The organism is Pseudomonas sp. WS 5079, assembly GCF_012985465.1.
Taxonomy (GTDB): domain Bacteria; phylum Pseudomonadota; class Gammaproteobacteria; order Pseudomonadales; family Pseudomonadaceae; genus Aquipseudomonas.
Map to the genome: position 1 here is coordinate 224,088 of NZ_JAAQWN010000001.1, position 21,348 is coordinate 245,435.

The 21,348-nt window shown below is 59.5% G+C and carries 15 protein-coding genes; 8 read left to right on the forward strand and 7 right to left on the reverse strand.

All coding sequences use genetic code 11. The features are described 5' to 3' along the window. Positions 1-75 precede the first annotated feature (75 nt). The 4 genes from HBO05_RS01115 to HBO05_RS01130 all read right to left on the reverse strand — a co-directional run bounded on the left by HBO05_RS01115 (position 76) and on the right by HBO05_RS01130 (position 4,451). Positions 76-1,032, reverse strand: a complete 957-nt coding sequence (locus HBO05_RS01115) for a FecR family protein (RefSeq protein ID WP_262381359.1) — start codon at positions 1,030-1,032, stop codon at positions 76-78. Continuing rightward, positions 1,017-1,523, reverse strand: a complete 507-nt coding sequence (locus HBO05_RS01120) for an RNA polymerase sigma factor (RefSeq protein ID WP_169951470.1) — start codon at positions 1,521-1,523, stop codon at positions 1,017-1,019. The genes HBO05_RS01115 and HBO05_RS01120 overlap by 16 nt, the downstream gene beginning before the upstream one ends. A gap of 135 nt (positions 1,524-1,658) precedes the next feature. Continuing rightward, entirely contained in the window at positions 1,659-3,071 is a 1,413-nt protein-coding gene (locus tag HBO05_RS01125) for an amidase (RefSeq protein ID WP_172311319.1), read from the reverse strand. Between the two features lie 87 nt (positions 3,072-3,158). After that, positions 3,159-4,451: an MFS transporter gene (locus HBO05_RS01130; protein WP_172311321.1), complete on the reverse strand. Its 1,293-nt coding sequence runs from the start codon at positions 4,449-4,451 to the stop codon at positions 3,159-3,161. Between the two features lie 98 nt (positions 4,452-4,549). On the opposite strand from HBO05_RS01130, the gene HBO05_RS01135 reads away from it, so the two are divergent. After that, complete coding sequence (locus tag HBO05_RS01135; protein WP_169951476.1) at positions 4,550-5,533, forward strand: Lrp/AsnC family transcriptional regulator; 984 nt, start codon at positions 4,550-4,552, stop codon at positions 5,531-5,533. A gap of 77 nt (positions 5,534-5,610) precedes the next feature. Here HBO05_RS01135 and HBO05_RS01140 read toward each other — a convergent pair whose 3' ends face one another. Further along, entirely contained in the window at positions 5,611-8,049 is a 2,439-nt protein-coding gene (locus tag HBO05_RS01140; protein WP_169951478.1) for a membrane-bound PQQ-dependent dehydrogenase, glucose/quinate/shikimate family, read from the reverse strand. A gap of 440 nt (positions 8,050-8,489) precedes the next feature. On the opposite strand from HBO05_RS01140, the gene HBO05_RS01145 reads away from it, so the two are divergent. From HBO05_RS01145 to HBO05_RS01165, 5 genes are all read left to right on the forward strand, one after another. Next, complete coding sequence (locus tag HBO05_RS01145) at positions 8,490-9,437, forward strand: AraC family transcriptional regulator (RefSeq protein ID WP_172311323.1); 948 nt, start codon at positions 8,490-8,492, stop codon at positions 9,435-9,437. A 107-nt stretch (positions 9,438-9,544) separates the two neighbouring features. Beyond that, a complete protein-coding gene (locus HBO05_RS01150) occupies positions 9,545-10,921 on the forward strand; it encodes a Rieske 2Fe-2S domain-containing protein (RefSeq protein WP_172311325.1) in 1,377 nt (458 codons plus the stop codon). Continuing rightward, entirely contained in the window at positions 10,918-11,406 is a 489-nt protein-coding gene (benB, locus tag HBO05_RS01155) for a benzoate 1,2-dioxygenase small subunit (protein ID WP_172311327.1), read from the forward strand. Before HBO05_RS01150 ends, benB begins: the two co-directional genes overlap by 4 nt. Before the next feature lie 10 nt (positions 11,407-11,416). After that, positions 11,417-12,439, forward strand: coding sequence for a benzoate 1,2-dioxygenase electron transfer component BenC (gene benC / locus HBO05_RS01160; RefSeq protein WP_172311329.1), 1,023 nt, complete (start codon positions 11,417-11,419; stop codon positions 12,437-12,439). A gap of 10 nt (positions 12,440-12,449) precedes the next feature. Then, positions 12,450-13,211, forward strand: a complete 762-nt coding sequence (locus HBO05_RS01165) for a 1,6-dihydroxycyclohexa-2,4-diene-1-carboxylate dehydrogenase (RefSeq protein WP_172311331.1) — start codon at positions 12,450-12,452, stop codon at positions 13,209-13,211. Between the two features lie 202 nt (positions 13,212-13,413). Here the strand turns inward: HBO05_RS01165 and HBO05_RS01170 are convergent, their stop codons facing one another. Then, positions 13,414-18,288, reverse strand: coding sequence for an RHS repeat-associated core domain-containing protein (locus tag HBO05_RS01170; RefSeq protein WP_172311333.1), 4,875 nt, complete (start codon positions 18,286-18,288; stop codon positions 13,414-13,416). Positions 18,289-18,443: 155 nt separating this feature from the next. Between HBO05_RS01170 and HBO05_RS01175 the strand changes: the two genes are divergently transcribed. After that, complete coding sequence (locus HBO05_RS01175) at positions 18,444-19,388, forward strand: Dyp-type peroxidase (protein WP_169951960.1); 945 nt, start codon at positions 18,444-18,446, stop codon at positions 19,386-19,388. 34 nt (positions 19,389-19,422) lie between these two features. Here HBO05_RS01175 and HBO05_RS01180 read toward each other — a convergent pair whose 3' ends face one another. Then, positions 19,423-20,319 carry a LysR family transcriptional regulator gene (locus HBO05_RS01180; RefSeq protein ID WP_262381360.1) on the reverse strand — a complete coding sequence of 299 codons (897 nt, stop codon included), beginning with the start codon at positions 20,317-20,319 and terminating at the stop codon, positions 19,423-19,425. 113 nt (positions 20,320-20,432) lie between these two features. Between HBO05_RS01180 and HBO05_RS01185 the strand changes: the two genes are divergently transcribed. Next, positions 20,433-21,299: an alpha/beta hydrolase gene (locus HBO05_RS01185; protein ID WP_170041455.1), complete on the forward strand. Its 867-nt coding sequence runs from the start codon at positions 20,433-20,435 to the stop codon at positions 21,297-21,299. The last annotated feature ends 49 nt before the right edge of the window (positions 21,300-21,348 follow it).

Genomic DNA, 21,348 nt, shown 5'->3' on the forward strand with positions numbered 1-21,348 from the left:
AGTGGTCTCCCTAATACGAAGCATTATCGTTCTAGGGAAGGAAGACGGCTGACACGCCAACACCCGTAAAAATAGTCAAGTCTTGGAGGAGATCACCAGCAGATAGTCGGTGTAGCGCTCGATCTTGAGGGCAAAGACGTTCTCCAGCGTCGTCAGGCCCTCGTCCAGGTCGTTGAGCTGAAAGGTGCCGCTGACCTTGAGTGCGCCCAGGCGCGAGTCCCGCAGCACTATGATTCCCGGACGATAGCGTTCGAGTTGCTCAAGCACCTGCGCCAGCGGTGTCAGCTCGAAGACCAGGCGACCTTGCTCCCAGGCCAGCATCGTGTCGACGTCCACACGCTGCTTGGCGCCCAGGCCATCGGCACGCCCGCCAACGGTCTCGCCAGCGCCGAGCGTCACCTTGTCAGGCTCGCCCGTGACGGCCACAAGCCCGCGGCGCACCGTGACATCCACGTGCTCTGCATCACGGCGCACGGCGTAGATCGTGCCCAGGGCCGTCGCGCTCAAGGCTCCCGCCTGCACACTGAAGGGCCGCTGCGGGTCCGGCTTCACGTCGAACACGGCCTCGCCTTTGCGCAGGGTAATGCGCCGCCCATCGTCAGTGAATTTCACATCAACGGCGCTGTTGGCATTCAAGGTGATCTGCGAACCATCAGCTAGCACGACCTGTCGACGTTCACCGGTGCCGGTGTAATAGTCGGCATCCAATGCCATTCGTTGCGCCCATGTCACGCCGAGCCCGAGCACCAACGACGCCGCGATACCCATTGCCCACAGGCGACGCGCGGACGGCCGTGCCGAAGCAGCAGGCTGGGCCAGATGCGCACTTAAGCTCCACATCCGACGCGCTTCGACAAACGCCTGCTGATGCTCCGGCGCCTGTTCGCACCATGCCCGCGCCGCCGCCACATCCGATGGCTGCACCGAACCCGAGGTGAGGCGAATCACCCACGCGTGGGCAGTGCGCTGGATTTCGCTGAGGGATGGCGTGGTGTGGGGTTGATCGTGCATACCGGCTATCGTTGCAGGCATTGGCTGAGAAAGTCGAGAGCAATAGCCAATTGTTTTTCCACCGTACTGACCGAGACCTGCAGTTGCAGGGCCACTTCCTTGTGGGGCAGGTTTTGCAGCCGACACAGCGTGAATATCTCCTGGCACTGGGTAGGCAAGCGGTGCAGTGCGTGAGCCATCGCGGCCAGTTCTTGTTGCGCGACCACCACATCGAACAGCGCCGGGCTCTCGCCGGTCACCTCGTAGAGGTAGGCGGTGCCTTCGTCGAGGCGCTCTCGCGTCTGCCTGCTGCGCGCATGATCAATCGCCAAGTTGCGCGCAACTTTAAAGATAAAGCCGCGTAGATTGAGCACCGGCTTGCGGGGTGGCTGGCGGAGCAGGCGCAGGTAGGTTTCCTGGGTCAGATCGGCCGCAGTCTCAGGATTGCGCAACTGACGATGAAGAAACGAACGCAACTCGGTGGCATGGGCCCGAAACGCCACCTCAAGCTCTTCGGTGGTCATGCTCGACATTAGCAGAGATCACGCAGAGGAAAGTCCTGCACTTTAATGATAGTGCTTCGCATTAACAATCTTTTCTTGGGCTGCCATCTCGATCGGCCTGTGACTGGGACTGGTCGTCTTGGGCGATTGCTGTTTGTACCTGGTTTAAAGCCCCCATCGCTCAAGCTCAGGCGTGCGCCCGTCAAGTAAAAGCGAAGGCGCCATGGCGCTCGCTGTTTTCAGCAAGTGCATATCTGTAAATACCGGGCCTAGCAGCTGCACGCCAATCGGCATCTGGGCCTCATCGAATCCGGCGGGCAGGGCGATTGCCGGAGTGCCCAGGTAATTACTGGCTCGGCTGAACTTGCCAATACTGGCGTGATTGACGTCCTCGTCATCCAGGGGCAAGGCACCGTGGCTGCTGACAGGCATCAACAACACCCCAAATGAGCCGATCGCGCGGGTGAATGCCGCGGCTGCCGTTGCACGCTGCGCAACGGCGTGTTCGTAGGCATCACGGCTGATATCCGCACCCGCCAGGATTCGATTGCGCACCACCTTCCAGAGTAGCTGCGCGGGGTCATGGGCCAGGTGCCCAAACTCGCGATAGCCCTCATAAGCAATGATCATCGAGTTGCATTCGGAAAGCTGAGCGATATCCAACTCATCATTGGGAACCCAGCTTTCGAGCGTCCAGCCGGCCGCGTTCAGATTGCCCAAGGCCTGGTCCCATACCCGGCGGGTGCCAATGGACAGCGCACTGGGGAACGCACTCTGGTCCAGTACAAATACGGTGCCCGGCTTGGTGGGCACCCACTCACTGGCAAGTTCAGCCTGAACCTTCAACCCATTGCCCGTATACGGGCTGGCAATGATGGCGGTGAGCGCATGCGCGTCGTTTACGTCGCGGGCGATTGGGCCCAGCACATCCAGGCTGGGAGCCAGTGGAACGACACCGTCCAGGCTGATGAGGCCGCTGGACGGTTTGAAGCCAACCAAATGATTAAGCGATGCGGGAGCTCGTATCGATCCGCCGGTATCGCCACCGACGGCAATCGGTACCAGTCCTGCTGCAACTGCAACCGCCGCGCCTGAAGAGGACCCGCCCGGGGCGCGATGCAACTTGGCGTCCCAGGGGTTCCAGGGCGTGCCTCGGGTCGGGTTCTGCCCGGATAAGCCGAAGGCAAATTCGGTCATCTGGGTCTTGCCGACGATAACCATTCCCGCCGCCTGTAAACGTTGCGCGACGGCGCTGGTCGCGGAACTGATAGTGGTCAGGCGGCTTAACGAACCTGCCGAGGCCAGGGTGTTGGCGATTTCGATGTTGTCTTTGATGGCAACCGGCACGCCATGCAATGGGCTCAAGGGTTGGCCTGTATCGAGTGCACTGTCGGCGGCATCGGCGGCCGCCAAGGCTTGCTCTGCGAACACTATGGTGAAGGCGTTAAGCGCGCTGCTGCGTGCAATACGGTCCAGAAAGTATTGCGTGACGGCGCGCGAGGTGATCTGCCGGGTAGCGATCAGATGGGCAATTTGCAGGGCAGTCTGGAAACAAAGGGCTTGGGATCGTTCGCACATAATTTCTGGATTCTAAGATTTGTGAGTCGGTATCCCCGTGTTCGACGGGCGTTGACGGGGATCGCATCGCGTTGTTCGAGCCAGTGCCTATTTCAGTGGTTTTCCGGCGGTCTCTGGCATTTTGATGAAGGTCAGAAGGGTGAGCGCGGCGCCTGCGAGCACGTAATAGAAGAACCAGCTCTCTTGGCCGTGGCTCTGCAGCCAGGTCAGCAGGTATGGCGTAGTACCGCCGAGCAAGGCCACCATCAGGTTGTAGGGCGCACCAATACCGACGGCGCGAACGCTGCTCGGGAATTGTTCAGACATGATGGCTGGGGCGATCGAGGTATAAAGCGCGTAGAGCAACAGGCCGAACAGCTCCACCATCAGGATCGACGAGAACGTCGGCTGCATGTTGGTGATAATCGGGTAGAAGAACAGCAGGTAACCCAGGGCAAAAACGATCAGTTGCGGCTTGCGCCCGAACTTGTCTGAGAGCATGCCGAACAGTGGGTGCACGAACATGAACGCAACCATGGCAACCGTATTTGCCGCAAAGGCTGTCGAGGACTCCACGTGCAGTGCTCGGATGGCATAGGTGGGGATGTAGATAACGAACAGGTAGAAGGCAAATGTGCTGAGGATCGAAAAGCCGACAATTCGCAGGGTCTCGCGCGGATAATCCCGTAGCAGGGTGCGTAGAGGTTGCTTCTCTACCTTTTTAGCCGGTTGCGAGGTGCAGGCTTCGGTTTCAGGCACCGACATACGCAGCCAAATACCAGCGACACCGCCCAAGGCACCGAGCAAGAACGGAATGCGCCAGCCGAACTCTCTCATTTGTTCGTCGGTGAGCAGGGTAGTAAGGGCCCAGCCGATCGCCGATGCGGTCAGAATGCCTGCGGCGGAACTGAAGAAGACAAAGCTGGAAAAGAAGCCGCGACGGTGGTCTGGCGCTAACTCGGCCAGGTAAGTAGAGGCCGACGCGTATTCACCGCCCAACGACAAACCCTGCATCAGTCGTGCAACCACCAGCAACACCGGCGCTAGCAGCCCGATCTGCTCATAGGTGGGGGTAATGCCGATCATCAGTGAGCCGCCAGCCATCAACATGATGGTGACGCCCAATGCTGATTTGCGGCCATAGCGATCAGAGTAGATCCCCAGCGCCCAACCGCCGATGGGACGCATGAAGAAACCTACGGCGAAAATAGCGAAAGTCGCCAGCAGGGACGCCGTTTCGTCAGTTTTCGGAAAAAACTGTGTAGAAAAGAACACCGCGAACGACGCATAGATCGTCCAGTCGAACCACTCCACCGCGTTCCCAATGCTGCCAGCCGCAATTTTGCGCGCGATTGATACCTGCGGCTTTACCGCTTGGGACGTTTGAGTCGCATAATTCATTGGCTTGTGCCTTTGGTTTTTGAATTGTAATTATTTTTAGACATTTGCTGGTTTGTTTTGTTTTAATTTGGCCACTTGAGTGAAGGTATTGTAAGAATATGGTCTCGTCAACCGTTGAGTCGGATGAAAAAAGACATTTTGCGCTGGATGAAACCGATCTGGCCTGCCTGGTTGCACTACAGGCAAACCCCCGTGGCACTTGGCGGGATTTGAGTGCGTGCTGCGATGTGGCCGAGCGGACGCTTTCGCGTCGCCTGCAACGTTTGATGGACAGTGGATATATCCGGGTGATCGGCGAGCTTGATCCGGTTGTCGTCGGGAGTGGCCCGGTGCTGCATGCGTGGATTCGGGTAGCCGACGGGCGGCAGAAGGAAGTAGCGGAGCACTTGGCGCAACTGGCACAGACGCAGGTGGTGATGGCGACAACTGGAGAGTTCGACATCTTCACCGAGATCAATTTGCCGAATGTGGAAGCGCTGTCTGACATGGTGGTGCGAGCGTTGCCGCTGGTGCCGGGAGTAAGGCAGGTTCAATCGCAGGTGGTGCTCAGATCGTTCCGACGAGCGAGTCGCTGGCGGATTGACGGTTCGGTGCCTACTGAACCGGTGCTGGCCGGGCCTGTGAGCCTGAATGCCGATGAGATGCGGCTACTGGGCGCGTTAATGCTCGATGGAAGGGCTAGCCTGGGCGTGCTTGCCCAAACCTGTGGCGTCAGTGAACCGAAGGTTCAGCGGATGCTGAGTGGGCTGGTCGACAGTAATGCCCTGACCTTTCGTGTGGAGCTCGAACCGCTGTTGGTTGGCTATGGGGTAGAGGCGATCCTGTCGTTACAAACCCGACCGGGTGCGGCAGATGGCATTGCCCTGGAGCTGGCAAAGGATGAGCACACGCGTTGCCTGTTCGGTACCAGCGGACGTTCGCAGTTGTTTTGGCATGTGTTGTGTCGTGATATTCATGATCTGTGGGCCGTTTCAACGGCGCGGATGGGGTCCCTGGAGGGGATCATTTCTTGTGAGACCAACACGGTGGTCAGAGCCTATAAAAGGGCAGGGCGAGTGCGTCGCGGGCTTATGGTTGAGTAGTGTCCAGGCCTGCCTCCCAGCCAGCAAAAATAATCCCCGAAACCGGGGATTATTTTTAGACGGCACTAACCAACGATTTATGGTTTATCGGCGCTCTCTGGCAGCGCATACGCAATGATGTAGTCACCCACATCCGGCGAATGGCTCATGCCACCCGCCGAGATCACCACATACTGCTTGCCGGTGGCCGGTGACTTGTAGATCAGCGGTGCCGCAACCGCACCCACTGGCAGGCGGGCTTTCCACACCTCTTTACCGGTGGCCGACTCAAGAGCCCGCAGGTAGTAGTCCTGGGTGCCGGCAAAGAACACCAGCCCCGAGGCCGTCGAGGTCGGGCCCCCCAGCGTTGGCATGCCCAGCGGGATCGGCAGGTGGGTTTTGATACCCAGCGGGCCGGTATCCTGCACGGTGCCCAACGGAACCTGCCAGACCAGTTTCTGCGTGTTCAGGTCGATGGCACTCATGCTGCCAAATGGCGGGGTGTTGCACGGCACGCCCAGGGGCGACTGGAGGATGTCGATTTTCACCCCACCATAGATGCCGGCAACTTGTGGGCGAATGGTGCCCATGAAGCCAGGCACTTCATCGGTCGAGACTTTGAACTTCTTGGTGTTTTCCTTGGTAACCAGCGCCATGCGCAAAGGGACGCGCATGTCGTTGACGAACATCATGCCGGTGTTTTCGTCGATAGAGATGCCACCCCAGTTCATGCCGCCCAGCAAGCCCGGCCATTCGATGTAGGGCTTTTCAGTTGGCGGGGTGAAGGGCCCTACGTAAACGGAGTCCTTGAACATGATCCGGCAGTACAGTTGGTCGAAGGTGCTTACGCCCCACATGGACTTTTCGGTCAGTGGCTCGGCACCAATCACCGGCATGCCTACCGAATGGGGTTGCGTCGGCGACAGGTGCTCGCCTTCGGCCGCTGGCGAAGTAGGCACCGCCCGCTCCTGAACTTCAGTGACCGGTTGGCCGGTGCGGCGATCCAGGACAAAGATATTGCCGGTTTTGGTGGTCTGGATGAGCACCGGTGTTTTTTCGCCCTGGGCGTTCTTGATGTCGTACAGCACAGGTTGGGAGGGTAGGTCGTAGTCCCACACATCATGGTGAACGGTCTGGTAAACCCATTGGGTTTTGCCGGTCGAAGCATCGACGGCGACGACAGCCGAGCCATACTTTTCCTTGGCCTGGTTGCGGTCGCCACCCCAATAGTCAGGCGGACCGTTACCGGTGGGCAGGTAGACCAGGTTCAATGCCTTGTCGTAGGTAGGAATGGTCCAGACATTGGGGGTTTCCAGGGTGAACTCTTGGTCGCCAGCGGTTGCATCCTGGCCCTCAGGCGCACCAATGTCCCATGCCCACACCAGCGCGCCGGTCAGCACGTCGAAGGCACGCACAGCGCCAGAAGGCTCTTTGGCGACGATGTCACGCACCCAGCCGCCGACCACGGTGAGATGGCCCATGACCACCGGCAGGGATGTGGGGTGATAGCGCTTGCTGTTCTCGGTCGGGCCCATGCCTTTTTTCAGGTCGACGTAACCCTTGTCGCCAAAGTTCGCGCACAGGCTGCCGGTGTGCGCATCAAGGGCAAACAAACGGGCATCCACAGACGACACCAGAATGCGCTGACGGCATTGTTGCTGGTCGCCGTACGACGTTTTGACTTCAGCGCTCAGACTGTCGTCCTTATCGATGTCGTAATAGCCCACGCCACGGCAAGTTACGTGCTCTGCGCTGCTGGCATGGGGATCGAACTTCCAGATCGGCTTGCCAGTATCGCCGTCGAGGGCGGTGATCAGGTTTTCCGGCGTGCACGAATACAAGACGTTGCCGATCTGCAGCGGAGTGTTTTCGTCCACACCGGCGCCGCCCCCTGTGGTTCTGCGGCCGGTTCGGTAGATCCAGGCAACTTGCAGGTCCTTGACGTTTTGCGGGGTGATTTGGTTGAACGGCGCAAAGCGGGTGCCTGATGCACTACGGCCAAAGGATGCCCAGTTTTCGGACGCCGAGGCGGGCTCCGTGGGTGCGGGCGCAGCCTTCGCGGCGACTGGATTGGAAATCGCACCGTGCGGATAGAACGCCGCCACAAACGTTGCGATCAGCCCCGCAAACACAACGAGCCCCATGCCGTTGGCCAAACGCCGGGCGCGTGATGAAGTGGTTGGGAACGTAGCGCCGACCCACAGGCTGAGCGCCAGGACAATTGCCGGAACGACCAGGCGCGGCAGCAGTTCCCAGTAACTGAACTGGCCCACTTCGTAAAACGCCCAGGCACAGGTTGCCAAGGCGATGATGACTGAAAGGGCAAGGCCTATCCCTTTGCGCAAGAACATCAGCGCCGCCAGCAGCAAATACGCCAGCCCCGCGATCAAGTAGTAACTCGAGCCGCCCAGCGCAACCAGTTTGAAACCGCCGTAAATCATTGCCAGCGCTACGAGCAGCACAAGCAAGCAAAACAGCACCCTCGCGGTCGTGCCAAGTGCAACTTTGCGAGTTTTGGGTTGATGATCATCCGTCATTTTTTTAATACGTTCCGTTAGTCAATGGAAAGTGCACGCAATCAATGTGCAGGGGGCAAGGCATTCAATCGGCAGCAGGCAGTCGCGCTGATCGGGGCTGGCAGGGAGGGAGTAGTCAATCGACGCGGGCGCCGCCGAGGGCTCTAGGAAAGGGAGTTTGGCGTTGGATCGCCTTATAAGCGATAGCGCGTTATGGCTGCCTGGAAATTGCGCGCAGTTTAGGCGCAGGGTTTTTCCGGATAAATACTCAAGGTAGAAAAGCATTATTGATGAAACAGTAACAATAGACTGCATGCGCTGCGTGATCGCCGGCCTGGTGCGGACTACCGAGTCGCGAAAAGCTCACCATACCTTAAGGGTATCCATGTAGACCTTATCCATATTGGACGCTCGCGACATCACGCCTCAGCCTGAGGCCAATAACTATAAAGAGGCGCACCATGACCGTGCTATTGAGTGAGCGCAGCCAGATTTTCCAGGGCGCCGATGCCTACGCCGTGTCGGACTATGTCAACCAGCACGTGGGCAACCACTGTATCCGTCTGCCGCCCAAGGGCCGGCCCATGGCGAGTATCAGCCACCGGACCTTTTCCAGCCTGGACCTGTGCCGTATCAGCTATGGGGCGCCGGTGCAGGTGACGTCGGTGGCGCTGGAAACGATCTATCACTTGCAGATCCTGCTGAGCGGGCACTGCCGCTCCAATTCCCGGGGCAACGCGCAGGTCTTCGGGCCGGGGGAGATCCTGCTGATCAATCCGGATGACCCGGTGGACCTGACCTATTCCGCCGACTGCGAAAAATTCATCATCAAGTTGCCGGTGCGCCTGCTGGAAAATGCTTGCCTGGCGCAGCACTGGACGCTGCCACAACCGGGTATTCGTTTTGCGACGGCGCGCCATGCGCTGAGTGAAATGGACGGTTTTCTGCAGTTACTGGGGCTGATCTGCCATGAGGCGGAAAACGCCGTCGAGCCGCAAGTGCAGGACCTGTATGAGCGGATTGTCGCCAACAAGCTGTTGGCGCTGCTGGCCAGCAATGTGTTGCGGGTGGTGCCCCAGGCGGCGCATGGCGGTGGTTTCGAGGCGGTGCGCGAGTTTATCGAGGAGCACCTGGGCGAGGACATCGGTATCGAGCAATTGATGGCGGTGGCCAAGGTCAGCGAGCGGTCGCTGTATAGCCTGTTTGCGCGCCAGGTCGGCCTGTCGCCCCGTGATTATGTGCGCCGGCGCAAGCTGGAGCGGGTGCATGCGCGTTTGCAACTGAGCAGTGCGCGCAGTGTGACGGAAGTGGCGCTGGACCATGGCTTCATGCACCTGGGGCGGTTCTCCGAGGCCTATCGCAAACGCTTTGGCGAGCTGCCTTCGCAGACCTGGAAGCGCCATCGCTAAGCGGCTCGCGCCAGCCGGATACTGATGTGCAGGAAGCGGATATTGAGGAGTGGGAGGAGCACGTACGGTGAGGGCGCCTGATACAAGAACAACGGAGGGCCTGCCCCATGACCACTACACTCGACCGCCTCGCTGCACAATTGCGCGAGTCCGTTCAGGAAGATCCCGCTACCGGGGTATTTCGCTGCCGCCGCGACATTTTTACCGACCCCGACCTGTTCGCCCTGGAGATGCAGCACATCTTCGAAGGCGGCTGGCTGTACCTGGCCCATGAAACCCAGGTGCCGGCAATCAACGACTACTACACCACCTGGATCGGCCGCCAGCCGGTGGTCATCACCCGCGACAAACAGGGTACTTTGCATGGCCTGGTCAACGCCTGTGCCCACCGTGGCGCCATGCTCTGCCGGCGCAAACAGGGCAACAAGGGCTCATTTACCTGCCCATTCCACGGCTGGACCTTCAGCAACGCCGGCAAGCTGCTCAAGGTCAAGGACGGCAAGACCGGCGCCTACCCGGACAGCTTCGACTGCGACGGCTCCCACGACCTCACGCGCCTGGCGCGCTTTGAAAACTACCGTGGCTTTCTGTTCGGCAGCCTCAGCGAGGCGGTGCCGCAACTGAGTGATTACCTGGGCGAGACCCGGGTCATCATCGACCAGATGGTCGACCAGGCCCCCCTGGGCCTGGAGGTGCTGCGCGGCAGTTCCTCGTATGTCTACGACGGCAACTGGAAGCTGCAGATCGAGAACGGCGCAGACGGTTACCACGTCAGCTCCGTGCACTGGAACTACTCGGCGACCATGGGCCGGCGCAACTACGAGGCCGAAGGCACGCGCACGGTCGATGCCAATGGCTGGTCGAAAAGCCTGGGCGGCGTCTACGCCTTCGATCACGGGCATATCCTGCTGTGGACGCGCCTGCTCAACCCCGAGGTGCGCCCGGTGCATGCCCACCGCGCAGCACTGGCCGAGCGCCTGGGCCAGGCGCGTGCGGACTTTATCGTCGACCAGACCCGCAACCTGTGCCTCTACCCCAATGTGTACCTGATGGATCAGTTCTCCACGCAGATCCGTGTGGTGCGGCCCCTCGCGGTGGACAAGACCGAAGTGACGATCTATTGCATGGCGCCGATTGGCGAAAGTGCCGAGGAGCGGGCAACGCGGATCCGCCAGTACGAAGACTTCTTTAACGTCAGCGGCATGGGCACGCCGGATGACCTGGAAGAGTTCCGCGCCTGCCAGACCGGCTACCAGGGCGCGACCACCCTGTGGAATGACCTGAGCCGTGGCGCCAAGCAGTGGGTGGAAGGGGCCGACGACAACGCCAGGGCCATGGGCATGCACCCGCAATTGAGCGGGGGCAAAACCGAAGACGAAGGCTTGTTCGTGCGCCAGCATGCGCATTGGGCCGCAAGCCTGCAGCGTGCAATAGAACGTGAACAGCAAGGCCTGATCGCCAGCGACCGGGAGGTGCAGCCATGAGCCTGTCCCGTGACTGCCTGCTGGACTTTCTGTACCGCGAGGCGCGCCTGCTGGATGACCGCCAGTGGGATGAGTGGCTGGCGTGTTATTCGCCCAAGGTGCAATTCTGGATGCCCGCCTGGGACGACTACGACACCCTCACCGAAGACCCGCAACGCGAAATCTCGCTGATCTACTACCCCAGCCGCGATGGCTTGGAAGACCGCATCTTCCGGATCAAGACCGAACGCTCCAGCGCCAGCACGCCCGAGCCGCGCACCGTGCACTTGCTCTGCAACCTCGAAGTGCTGGCCGACGATGGCGCCCAGGTGCAACTGCGTTTCAACTGGCACACCCTCAGCCACCGCTACAAGACCACCGACAGTTATTTCGGCACCTCCTTCTATAGCCTGGACATCCGCGGCGAGCAGGCGCTGATCACGCACAAGAAGGTGGTGCTGAAAAACGATTACATCCACCAGGTCATCGACATCTACCACATCTGAGGACACCGCCATGACGTATGCCATTGCCCTGAACTTCGAAGATGGGGTTACCCGTTTTATCGACTGCGAGGTAGGGGAGAAGGTGCTCGATGCTGCTTTCCGCCAACGCATCAACCTGCCCATGGACTGCTCGGACGGTGTCTGTGGCACGTGCAAGTGCCGTTGTGAAACCGGCGCCTATGACTTGGGCGACGACTATATCGAAGACGCCCTGAGCGCGAATGAAGCCCAGGAGCGCCAGGTACTGACCTGCCAGATGGTGCCGCAGTCCGATTGCGTGATTGCCGTGCCGGTACCGTCCAGCGCGTGCAAGACCGGCACCACGCAGTTCGTCGCGACGCTGGCCAGCATCACCCGCCACGCCGATGCCGCACTGCAGGTGAGTTTCGAACTGGATCAGGCTCCGGTGTTTCTACCCGGCCAGTACGTGAACATCGGCGTGCCCGACAGCGGGCAGACGCGCTCCTATTCATTCAGCAGCCGCCCTGGCGACACGCACGCCAGTTTTCTGATCAAGCATGTACCGGGCGGGTTGATGAGCAGTTGGTTGGAGCGCGCCCAGCCGGGCGACAGCGTGCCGATGACCGGGCCGTTGGGCAGTTTTTACCTGCGTGAGGTGCAAAGGCCGCTGCTGTTATTGGCCGGTGGCACCGGCCTGGCGCCGTTCCTGTCGATGCTTGAAGTGCTGGCCCTGCGGGGGGAAAGCCGGCCGATCACGCTGATCTATGGGGTGACGCGGGATCAGGACCTGGTGTTGGTCGAGGCCCTGGAGGCCTTCGCTGTGCGGTTGCCCAACCTCACGCTTGTCACCTGCGTGGCCGATCCGCAGACCGCGCACCCGCGCCAGGGGTATGTCACCCAGCATATGGCCGGCGACGTTCTCAACGATGGTGATGTCGACGTTTACCTGTGCGGGCCGCCGCCGATGGTCGATGCGGTGCGCGAGCACTTCAAGCACCAGGGCGTGAGCCCGGCCAGCTTCCATTACGAAAAATTCACCGCCAATGCCATGGCCAACTGCGATGCCGCCTGAGGAAACCAGCATGAATCTACGTTTTGATAGCAAGGTTGCGCTGGTCACCGGCGCCGCCCAGGGCATCGGCCGGCGCGTCGCCGAGCGTTTGCTGGCGGAGGGCGCCTGGGTGGTCGCAATCGATCGCTCGGAACTGGTGCACGAGTTGCAGCATGCCCGGGTGCTGACCCTCATCGCCGACCTGGAGCAGCATGCCGAGTGTGCCCAGGTGATGGCCGCCGCCAAGGTGCGTTTCGGGCGCATCGATATCCTCATCAACAACGTCGGCGGGACCATCTGGGCCAAGCCCTTCGAGTATTACGCCGAGGCGCAAATCGAGGCCGAAGTGCGCCGTTCGCTGTTCCCCACGCTGTGGTGCTGCCATTGCGTGCTGCCCTACATGCTGGAGCAGGGCAGTGGCGCCATCGTCAATGTGTCGTCGGTCGCCACACGGGGGGTCAATCGCGTGCCGTATGGCGCGGCCAAGGGTGGAGTGAATGCCTTGACCGCCTGCCTGGCCCTGGAAACCGCCGGCAGCGGCATCCGCGTCAACGCCACCGCACCCGGCGGCACCGAAGCACCGCCCCGGCGCATCCCGCGCAATAACCAGCCGCAGAGCGCGCAGGAGCGCGCGTGGTACCAACAAATCGTCGACCAGACCCTGGATAGCAGCCCGATGAAGCGTTACGGCAGCATCGACGAACAAGTGGGCGCGATCCTGTTCCTGGCCTCTGACGAAGCCTCCTACATCACCGGCGTGACCTTGCCGGTAGGAGGGGGCGACCTTGGTTGATTTGCCTTTTACCTGCAGGGTCTGCCGTGCCACTGGCTTGGGCATTCGAATACGCAATGTGACGGCGCGCTCAAACTACCGCAGCGACCTCAATGAGAACCGGCTGGATCTCAGTTACACCTGGACGCAGCTTTAAACCCTGACCGAGCAGAGCCCCAGGCCTTGCTCGGTCAGTTTTTTGCAAGGCGCAGGGTGTACCGAATCATCTACCTTTACTGGTCAACCACAACCCCCTGAAACTGCCGAAGGGCAACCAAGTAATATCACCGATGAATGTATCGGCAAACTGAGCGGGCTCAGACTCGAGGACCCCCAGACCTCCCAGGACCCCCGAGGTCACGAACGAAAGCGTATTTACATCACCGGTATCGAACAGACTCGAAGTCCCCCGGGGGTGCAGTAGTGACGCATCGTTGTAGCGGACCTGCCAATTCACGGTTGGGCGGGGGAATGATTTTGCCCAGACGCGCTCCATTCCTCGGATTAGCCGCGACTGCCTGAGGGTGCCGGTCACGGCGTTGGATGTCTTGCTCATGAGGTTCCTGGCGACTGCTGGGAGAGACCGCCCCAGATACGCGCCAACCCTCACAACTTTGGCTGCCAGCGTGGTCAGCCCTGCTGCTGCTCCGGTGCTCAGGGATATCCAGGCCAGGATGCCGGAAGCCGCGGAATTGGTGTCCTGGATAACCACTGAGGCAATACCGGTCGCGAGCGAAGTGGCGGCGAGCCCAACAATCGCCGCCGTCAGTAACAGTGCCGTCCCTCCTGTCATCACGGCGGTCAATACACCGACCGCGCCCCACAGGTACGTATGAATCAAAGATCCTCCTTCGCCCAAACCCTCCGGGCCAGGCAGGTCGTCCCCCCAAATCGCCCGTAATTGCTTATCCACGGAAAAATGCCCGGTGGGGTCCTGATAATTGACCGGGTCCCCTTCGGCACAATAGCCATACAGATTGGGTCCACCCTTACCGAACGGGCTGAGGTCATCCTGGGTAAGAAACTGCATGCTGGATGCGTCATACCAGCGTTCGCCTGTGCCCAGCGGGTATTGGCCGGTGGTGCTGTCACGGTATTGGCCGTTGAAGCCCAGTACCGAGTCGGGCTCATCCGAAAAATGCTCGCCGTAGGCGGTATAGGCATGATGCTTGAGGGTCTGGGCCTGGACATCGTAGCTGACCAACACGCTGCCGTTGAGATCCCGCAGTTCAAACAGTGTTCTGTCGACCCCGGAGCGCTTGATTTGTTGGACCGTACAGGCGGCGCTGCCGGGGTTGAGGTTGCGGCTGTTGTCGTTACTGGCGGTGGCGTAATCCCCGCAAGCCTTGAGGCCGTCGTAGATCACTTGACTTGGCTCGTCACCGCCATTACGGGTCATCAGGCGTTTGGACGGGTCATAGCTATAACGCGCACTGCCAGCCTGGATGAGCCGCCCGAGCCAGTCATAGCTGTATTTTTTGCCCGTCTGGTCCTGGGTTACCCGTCCCGCTGCGTCATAACTCAAGCTGGCAGACGCGATGTAGTCCGCGTGGCTGTTCTTGACTGTTGTAAGGCGGTAGCCATTGGCAGCGTCGTAGGTATAGGTTGCGGTGTTTTTCGCGGTGCCGATGGTGCTGATGCAGGTAAGCACGTTACCCAGTGCATCGTAGGTAAATTCCTGTTTGTCGATCTCCTTGTTCTTCGGCGTCCTTGGCCGCCAGACGCCAGTGGTGGTACAGGACTTGACCCGGCCGCCCGGCGTATAGGTCAGGCTGCGGGAGCCGAGGAGGGTGGCGCCCTGTTTCAATTGGGCCGATTTCAATTTGTCATCGGCGTAATAAGTTTGCTCCAGCAGGAGGTCAACTTTACCGGGGAGTATGAATTGGCGGCTGGTCTCACGTTGTTGCGGATCGTGGGTGTACTTCACATGGAATGTGATGGGGGAAGTGGGCTCAAGGTTGTAGGGGCCGGCAACGACTTCCTCCTGAAACAGCCCTTGATCATCGTAAATGTGGTCAGTGGTGTAGTGAAAGTTATTGCTGGCATAGCGCTGCCCGTTAGTCTTGTAGAGAAACAGTGTCTGGTTACTGAGTACGTCGGTACTGTCCAGCAAGCGCCCATTCATTGAGTGGGTATAGAGCACTTCCTTGCTTTGACCTGGCTCGGTTTGCACCTGTTGCCGGGTGATACTGAGATAGAGGTCATGGTTGTACTGGAGGAACTGTTGGCCCTCGGTCGCCGTGGCAATACCTTGTGTGCCATAGGCGTAGGTAAAGGTGTTTTGCGCGCTGGCATCTGCGGTACTGGTCTTGGCCAGGCGATTGCCCAGCTCCTTGATGTAGTCATGCTTGAGCACGCGGCCGTCGGCGGTAGCAGTGGTCGCGGGTACTGTGCTTGTGCCGCTATAGGTGTAAGTCTCGGTGCAAGAGCCGCGTGTCAGCGAGGTTACCCGGCCCCAAGTGTCGAAGCTGCGCTTGCCCAGGACCTGCCGTTTGCCACCGGACTCAAGCTCGATTTGTGTGGCGTCCCTGAATAGCCAGTGCTGCGGGTAGGTGTAGTGGTAGGTATAGATGAAGGGCACGTCGAGCAACCCACGGCCTTTTTCGCTGCGCCGTTCACTCAGCAGGCGACCATTGGCATCGTAGATGTAGTTGATGGTGATAATTCCGAACTCGCTGTCGGTAACCAACTGTTTAATTTGCTTGGCCCGATTGTAACTGGCTGTCTGGGTTTGAAAGACGGCGCCGTTCTGGCCTTTCCATTGAATTTTCTTGATGGTTTCATCCGAGTTGTACGTCGTCACGGTGGTGTGCTTGTCGGCGGCCTTGCCGGTCCATTGCGTACGGGTCATGGCGACGGGGTCATATTGATTGAAGTCTTCCCGGCCATCGCTGTAGTGCTGGCTGCTGACTTCATTCCAGTCGTCGTATCGCATCTCTTGCCATTGGATGAGCTGGGTCCCGTGCCGGTCATAATCAAAACTTGATGTCCGTAGCTCACGTCCCAGGCTGTCATAGGTAACGGCCTTGGTTTGCTTACGCAGGTTACCTTCCAGCAAGTATTCACTCACCAGCCGATCCTGGCCGTCGTATTGGGTCAAGTGGGTTTTTCCGTTGGGCTCGGTGACTTTCACTTGCCCGGGCGCGGGGTAGGCATAGGCGGTGACTTGGCGATACGTGGTGCTGTGCGCGCAGACGGTCAGGCTGAGTAACTGCCCGTATTGGCTATAGGTAAACTCGGTGCGATTGCCATCAGCGTCGACTTGGCGCAGGAGGCGGCCACTGAGGGTGCTTTGGGTTTGTGAAGACGTACGGGTCTTGCCGGTTGTGTCGGTGTCGGTGGTCGTGGTGGTCAGTTCGGTGTTACCAACCCCTCCCAGTGTGTAGTCAAAGGTGCGTATTGGATCGGTCTGCACGGGGCGCCGGTCCTTGGTCCCCAGGGTGCTCTGGGTAAGGGTCTTCACGCGACCCTTGCGAAAGTCGTCACCTTCGAAGTATTCGATAAGCTGGCCGATGAGTGCTGCATTGTAGTTCAGTTCGCTGGCGAGACTACCTTGTAAGGTACTGATGATTTTAGATTCGCTTAGATTGGGTATTTGTTTATAGGCGTGGTATTTAAAGGTGAAAATATTTAATAGTTGGGGGAATGTCCCTGGCAGCAGTTCTGGAATTATTGCCAGCAGCCCTGGATCGTCGACGATTTCAGTATCAACGTAAGTGGAAGGAAACAGCTGGGTGGGGAGTGTCAGGATAGGCGTCCATGATTCATCAGGCTCTTTGTCGGTCTGCTGCTCGGAAGTTAATGCGATCTGATTCAGCAAGTTTGTTAAGGTAGTCTCGCTCTCAGTAGATTTAATTTCACCTTTTTCTGGGGCAGGTATGTAGTCCACTACTGTAGTTACTCTTTCTTGTCGATTTCTGACAAGTGCAGAGTGGGTATTGAAGCGGTTTTCGTTTTTCTCTTCCCGACTCTTGCCGGCCTTGCTGTATATCGTCGATGTCGTGCGACTTAGTAGTTCTTCTTGCACAGTCATCGTGTATTTTTTTTGTGTTTGTGCCGCCCCTTGTACGAGCACTTCGGAGGTGACGTTGTGCTGTTCATTGTAGTTATAGGTCGTGGTGCGAATGGCCGGCACGCCCTCGCTCATGATCGTGCGGTAGTGATCCGGGTCCTGGCGCTGGTACACATAGGTGGTCACCACCGGTGTCCCGCCGCCATTGGGCGTCAGGGTATGGGTGCTAACACAGGGCAGGGCAGATAGCTTGGGGTTGTCCGGGAAGGTCAGTCCGTTGTCCTGATACTCCACCTGCTCCTGCAGCCCGTCAAAGCTGGTGATGTTGGTCAGCAGCCAGCCACAGGTCGGGTGATCGAGGTACTCGAAACTGCTTTTGATATCTGCTGCGAGGCTGACGGATTTAAGGGCGTAATTCTCGATGGCCAGGCTGTAGCTCAGGGTTTCGGCGGCGTCGTCGGGCCAGAACGTCAACGTGGCCGAACTGATGACCGGCGTGGCGGCCGGGTCCCCTGGGGTGTATTGCACCTTGAGCAGGCTGCGGGTGGCGTCGCGGATTTCGGTCAACTGGATCTGGTAGTAGGTTGCGCCGCCGATCACATGGGCGGTGGTCATCCAGCTCAGGGTCACGCTGTTGTAACCATCGGTGGTCAGGGACTCGGGGACGTAGATGCCGGTATCTGGCAGCAGTACCAGCACTTCCTTGCGGCCACCTTTGCGGTGCACGGTCAACTTGCCGTTGTTCCATTGCGCAATCACGGCGGATTGCTTCAAATCTTTATCCTTTTCCACCGTCAACACTTCACCGGAATGCATCGTGAGCTTCTTGTGCTTTTCACTGTAGGTGGTCATGGCATAGAACCAGCCATCCCCCAGCGCTGCCTCGTTATTGACCACGGGCGTATTGTGCAGGCTCATTTCGATCACCGGCCCGTTGCCGGCATTGCCCGTCAGCGACGGCAAGGGCACGTAAACCTCAAACAACCCCGTGCGTGGGTCCACGACATTGCGCTTTTGCGTGGTGGCATTGAAGATCGGATCGTTTTCGTCGTCGGTTGGGTCGGTGCCCATGGGGTTGTGCGCCATCATCCTCTCCTTGATTTTTACCCTGTTCAAAAACTACGCGACGGCGAACGCGCACGTAACTGTCAAATCTCACAGTCGTTTATATCGTTTAGTAATGGGTGTAGGATTTTTTACTCTCTCCTTTAACCGTGGAGCTGCGTGTGGAATCCGTCACGATGAACCCGAATATTGAACCTCAGGCTGTGTGCACTCCGATCACCCGCGCGGCCATTTTCATGGTCGCCACACTTGCTCCCGGTAGCGATGCGGCCAGGACGGTACGCCAGTGGTGCGGCGATATCGCCGCCCTTACGCGCTCCGTGGGCAAGCGCGTGCCCGACGGTAGCCTGACCTGTGTCTGCGGCTTCGGCTCGACGGCCTGGGACGCGCTGTTCGGCAACCCACGCCCGGCGTCCCTGCATCCGTTTCAGGCAGTTGGCGTAGCGGGGCGCATGGCGGTTGCCACGCCTGGGGATGTGTTGCTGCACATTCGCGCCGAGCGCATGGACCTGTGTTTTGAACTGGCCACGCAAATCATGGCGGCCCTGGGGGATGCGGTGGTCGTGGTGGATGAGGTCCAGGGATTTCGCAATTTCGACATGCGCAGCATCATCGGGTTTGTCGATGGCACCGAGAACCCGACCGGGCGCAAGGCTGTCGGTTTCACCATCGTCGCTGACGAAGACCCGGCGTTCAGTGGCGGCAGCTATGTGCTGGTGCAAAAGTACCTGCACAACATGGGTGCCTGGAACGCGTTGTCCACCGAGGCCCAGGAGCGGGTGATCGGGCGTACCAAACTGGCGGATATCGAACTGGCGGATGAGGCCAAGCCGAGCAACTCCCACAGTGCCTTGACCACCATCACCGAGGATGGCGAGGAAGTGAAGATCCTGCGCGACAACATGCCCTTCGGCCGGCCGGGAGCGGGGGAGTTCGGCACCTATTTCATCGGCTATGCGCGCACGCCGCAGCCGCTGGAGCTGATGCTGGAGAACATGTTTGTCGGCCGGCCTGCCGGCAACTATGACCGGCTGCTGGATTTCAGTACGGCGGTCACCGGTGGCTTGTTTTTTGTGCCGTCCGCGGATCTGCTGGAAGAACTGGCCGAGCGTGAGCCTTAGGGGCGGCCACGCTCGGCAATCTGCCAGGTAAGGCTCACTTCGCCACTGCCTGCATCAGCAACTTGCGAATCTCCCCGGTAATCGCACTTTTGGTGCCTTGCTCCAGAATCCCCACCCGGCGTACCGCCAAGTCTCCAGGCAGCGGCAGTACGCGCAGGCTGGGGTCTTTGTGCCAGTCAAAGTTCTTCAACAGCGGCACGATTGCCACACCGACTTGCTGGCGGACCAGGTCGGCGATACCGATGATCGAGTTCAATTCGAGGATTTCCAGCGGCTCGACCGATTCACTCTTGATGATCGATTGCACCTTGCGGCCTACGGCGGTGGACCGGTCATAGCGAATGAACGGCTGGGTCCTGAGCAATTCCACGGCGTCGTTGATACCCGCGGTCTGCGCGGTGTTGGCGAGCATGACGATGGGCTCGTTGTAGAGCAGGGTCCAGCTCAAGCCGTCGAAGTTTTGCCGCGCCGTCTCGATCAACAACGCCGCGTCGAGCTTGGCGGCGTGTACCAGGTTGACCACCTCTTCGGAGCGGGCAGTCATCAGGTTGACCGAGATGCGCGGGTGCAGCTTTTTCAGTTGCACCAGGCAATTGGCGAGCAGACCCATGCCGGAGGTAATACCGCCGATGGACACTTCGCCCTCCATGGCCATGCCATCGGGCGCCTCGGCGATCATTTGCTCGTAGTCCGCCAACAGGCGCTTGGCCTTGGGCAGCAACAATACGCCATCGCGGCTGAGCTTGATCTGTCGCTGGCTGCGGTCGAACAGTGGCCGGCGCATCTCTTCTTCGAGGGCGCGCATTTGCTGGCCGACAGCGGCATTGGTCAGGGCCACCCGGTCGGCGGCGGCGGCGAAACTGCCGTATTCGGCGACGGCGATAAACGTCTTGAAGAAGCGAATGTTGCTCATGGGCAGGCCCGTGGTCATGGGTGTGCCTGAATCGTAAAGGTTTTGTTTGCTCAGGTTAAAGTTAAATTAGTTTTTCTTTTTATAGGGCCCGGCCAATACTCAAGCCCGAACTGACTCGGCGAACTTACCCAATGAGCAATCCAGATATCAGCCCTGAACACGCAGCATTGCGTGCTGCAAAGAACGTGTATCACCTCGGCGCGACCACCGTGTACTCCCATCATGGGGACAGCCGGTTTGCCTATACCCTCTATGTGCCTGAAGCCATCGAGGACAGCACCCGGCCAGTCGACCTGGTGGTGTCGCTGCACGGTTCAACCCGTGCGATGGAGATTTACCGCAATGGCTTCGCCGAATTTGGCCGCTGGAACGATTGCGTGATCCTGTCGCCGCTGTTCCCGGTCGGCGTGCTGGGGGACGGCAATGGCGATGGCTACAAGCAGATGGTCGAAGGCGATATCCGCTACGACCAGGTGTTGCTCGACATGATTGCCAGTGTCGGCAAGCGTTACGGCCGCCGCTTTGAAACCTTCGCGCTGTTCGGCTATTCCGGTGGGGGGCAATTCACCCATCGCTTCTGCTACCTGCACCCCGAGAAACTCTGGGCGGCGTCCATCGGCGCACCGGGCTCGGTGACCCTGCTCGATGCCGATCAGGACTGGTGGGTCGGCGTGCGGGACTTTGCCACGCGCTTCGGCAAGCCGCTGAACCTGCCAGCCTTGCAGCGCTTGCCGGTGCACATGGTGGTGGGTGATTCAGACCTCGAAACCTGGGAAATCACCCACCGTGAAGGTGGCAAACATTACATGGCCGGTGCCAACGCTGCCGGGCGCACGCGACCTGAGCGCCTGGCCACCTTGAAGGCGAGCTTCGAAGCCGCCGGCGTGCAGGTGCACTTTGACTTGCTGCCCAACGTCGCGCACCAGGGCGTCAAGGCCATGCCGGCCGCCCAGGACTTTTTTGCCAAGGTGTTGCGCCACAAGCGCAGCCTGGGCTGATACACCGTAGGTAGATGCACTCAGAACAGACCGTATAACAATAACCAAG

What these genes read in the sequence shown, in the direction of transcription:
- HBO05_RS01115 (WP_262381359.1), bottom strand. Translation starts at nt 1,032, where the DNA reads ATGCCTGCAACGATAGCCGGTATGCACGATCAACCCCACACCACGCCA.
- HBO05_RS01120 (WP_169951470.1), bottom strand. Translation starts at nt 1,523, where the DNA reads ATGTCGAGCATGACCACCGAAGAGCTTGAGGTGGCGTTTCGGGCCCAT.
- HBO05_RS01125 (WP_172311319.1), bottom strand. Translation starts at nt 3,071, where the DNA reads ATGTGCGAACGATCCCAAGCCCTTTGTTTCCAGACTGCCCTGCAAATT.
- HBO05_RS01130 (WP_172311321.1), bottom strand. Translation starts at nt 4,451, where the DNA reads ATGAATTATGCGACTCAAACGTCCCAAGCGGTAAAGCCGCAGGTATCA.
- HBO05_RS01135 (WP_169951476.1), top strand. Translation starts at nt 4,550, where the DNA reads ATGGTCTCGTCAACCGTTGAGTCGGATGAAAAAAGACATTTTGCGCTG.
- HBO05_RS01140 (WP_169951478.1), bottom strand. Translation starts at nt 8,049, where the DNA reads ATGACGGATGATCATCAACCCAAAACTCGCAAAGTTGCACTTGGCACG.
- HBO05_RS01145 (WP_172311323.1), top strand. Translation starts at nt 8,490, where the DNA reads ATGACCGTGCTATTGAGTGAGCGCAGCCAGATTTTCCAGGGCGCCGAT.
- HBO05_RS01150 (WP_172311325.1), top strand. Translation starts at nt 9,545, where the DNA reads ATGACCACTACACTCGACCGCCTCGCTGCACAATTGCGCGAGTCCGTT.
- benB (WP_172311327.1), top strand. Translation starts at nt 10,918, where the DNA reads ATGAGCCTGTCCCGTGACTGCCTGCTGGACTTTCTGTACCGCGAGGCG.
- benC (WP_172311329.1), top strand. Translation starts at nt 11,417, where the DNA reads ATGACGTATGCCATTGCCCTGAACTTCGAAGATGGGGTTACCCGTTTT.
- HBO05_RS01165 (WP_172311331.1), top strand. Translation starts at nt 12,450, where the DNA reads ATGAATCTACGTTTTGATAGCAAGGTTGCGCTGGTCACCGGCGCCGCC.
- HBO05_RS01170 (WP_172311333.1), bottom strand. Translation starts at nt 18,288, where the DNA reads ATGGCGCACAACCCCATGGGCACCGACCCAACCGACGACGAAAACGAT.
- HBO05_RS01175 (WP_169951960.1), top strand. Translation starts at nt 18,444, where the DNA reads ATGAACCCGAATATTGAACCTCAGGCTGTGTGCACTCCGATCACCCGC.
- HBO05_RS01180 (WP_262381360.1), bottom strand. Translation starts at nt 20,319, where the DNA reads ATGACCACGGGCCTGCCCATGAGCAACATTCGCTTCTTCAAGACGTTT.
- HBO05_RS01185 (WP_170041455.1), top strand. Translation starts at nt 20,433, where the DNA reads ATGAGCAATCCAGATATCAGCCCTGAACACGCAGCATTGCGTGCTGCA.